Below are 1,220 nucleotides of genomic sequence, written 5' to 3' on the forward strand. Positions count from 1 at the left end.
TACTGCGGTTAAGTTTGATCATATGATGAATGCCTCCCGATACAGTAAACAAACTGCACAGCTAGAAAGAGTTTACTTAAAACAATTACATGAGACATTATTTTAACCTAAACACGAGCTTAAGTTATAGAGGCTTTCATCATAGTTTTGCGTATTGTATTGAGCCTTGTTGTATTGAGCCTTGTTGTATTGAGCCTTGTTGTATTGAGCCTTGTTGTATTGAGCCTTGTTGAGCACCTAGGTTATTTAGCCTTTAATGCCTGTTGCGAAAACAAAATACCATCCCAGCCATGTTGCATAAACTGACGAATATTTTGATGATCCGTCCCTTGAGGCGTTGCCACTACATCTCGGTAATGTTGGCCAAACATAGCCAAGGTTTGTTGCACCGTTAACTGATGAGTTTGCCCAAACGCAAACACCTTACAAGAACCTGAATTTTGCCCTGCTTCATTAAGCTGATCACCATTTTTAAATGCACTTGAGGTGAAGTCATAATGACCATCAATAACAGCCATAGTATCTTCAAAACGAATGGTATCTGCTTGTGATGTTAGCGATGAAATAAACGGGTTAATATCCGTTGATGCCATAAGTTATGCCCTGCCCTAATTTAAAGTTAAAATAAAAATCGAATTAAAAGAAAAATAAACACTACAAATCACGATGACTGTAGATCAAAACCTTATCAAAATGATCACATTTACTATAGTGAAAAAGACTCAAGCGAACGATTAAAAACTCGAAAGCAAAACGAGGCCCAGACCCTCTGTAACTGCCTACTACAATGTTAAATTCAATAGCGTTTACAAGCATAAACCATCGACAATTAATCCAACTTTAGTGCAGCAAAATCTGGCCGTGGTAGCTTTTCCAATATACTGTATAAATAAATCACCACTAACGACAATAATGCGCCGATGATAAACAACCAATACCCACCAAGATGATCCAGTATGATCCCGCCGCCCAGTGGTGCAAATGCAAACCCCAAATCATAAAATGAAGCTGCGCCAAAGTACGCGCCACGTAAATGCTTAGGAGCTAGCCTGTCAATGTGCACGTTCATCGTTGGGAATAAAATGGTTTCAGCTAGGCTCATTACAACAACGGCGCCAATCCAGCCCCAAAATAAATCAATGGGGTTATACGCTAGCCAAACTTGCGAACAAACCAGCAGCATCAATCCAAACTGAATTCGGTGTACCAAACTGTAACCA

General features: G+C 39.6%; 2 protein-coding genes. Both read right to left on the minus strand.

Annotated features, from left to right (window positions below; all coding sequences use genetic code 11):
- Window positions 1–242: 242 nt before the first annotated feature.
- Window positions 243–593 carry a HopJ type III effector protein gene (locus CXF78_RS01035; RefSeq protein ID WP_011636331.1) on the minus strand — a complete coding sequence of 117 codons (351 nt, stop codon included), beginning with the start codon at window positions 591–593 and terminating at the stop codon, window positions 243–245.
- A gap of 236 nt (window positions 594–829) precedes the next feature.
- Window positions 830–1,220, minus strand: a 391-nt coding sequence (locus CXF78_RS01040; protein ID WP_145991294.1) for an MFS transporter, incomplete at its 5' end; no start/stop codon positions are given.

It is taken from the genome of Shewanella sp. 11B5 (assembly GCF_002836795.1).
Taxonomy (GTDB): domain Bacteria; phylum Pseudomonadota; class Gammaproteobacteria; order Enterobacterales; family Shewanellaceae; genus Shewanella; species Shewanella frigidimarina.

Coding starts and splice junctions, on each gene's coding strand:
- CXF78_RS01035 (WP_011636331.1), bottom strand. CDS start 593: ATGGCATCAACGGATATTAACCCGTTTATTTCATCGCTAACATCACAA.